We start from the raw sequence: 708 nt of genomic DNA, 5'->3' as shown, positions 1-708 counted from the left end.
GCTTCAGAGTGTAATTAATGGCCTTGGCAGTTGGAGAACTCGATGGCACAGTCAGTTGATGTTGGTTGAGCCATTCATACAGTTGTTGCATCACTGGTTGACTATGCTGTTGTCGGTATTCGCGGCGCTGTTCTGCTGTACCATCGGTCTTTTTCCTGAGTTCTGCTTCTATGGCATACAGTTTCTGAATCAGCACTAAGGCCTGTTCAGCGACCTGACTTTTCTTGGTCACATGCAGTTCATGGAATTTACGACGTGCATGTGCCATGCAGCNACTAAGGCCTGTTCAGCGACCTGACTTTTCTTGGTCACATGCAGTTCATGGAATTTACGACGTGCATGTGCCATGCAGCCCACCTCAATGACATCGCCTGATTTAAAGCGTGCTTTATAACCACTGTAATCATCACAGACCAGATGGCCCTGCCAGCCATTCAGGAACTCTTCTGCATGCTGACCTGAACGGCTATCCTGAAAGTCATAGATCACCGCTTGAACTGGATTGTACTGTGTGGTGGCATAGGCCCAGACATAACCTTTCTTCGGTTTTTTCTCATTCTCACCCATCCGCATAATGGTGACCGGCGTTTCATCGGCATGGATCACCCGCTGTTGCAGCACCACCTGTTTTAAGGCATTGGCCAGAGGTTCCAGTTCCACACCGCAGCGACCAATCCAGTCAGATAACGTGGATCTGGACAGATCAAT

General features: G+C 48.9%; 1 pseudogene. It reads right to left on the bottom strand.

What is annotated here, in order from left to right:
- Positions 1-708 (bottom strand): annotated as a pseudogene (gene tnpC / locus DY023_RS00160) (IS66 family transposase); the annotation flags it as partial.

It is taken from the genome of Microbacterium bovistercoris (assembly GCF_003387575.1).
Classification (GTDB): domain Bacteria; phylum Actinomycetota; class Actinomycetes; order Actinomycetales; family Microbacteriaceae; genus Microbacterium; species Microbacterium bovistercoris.
Note: the sequence above shows the minus strand (reverse complement) of the source record. Positions and strands in the feature narration are given on the sequence as shown.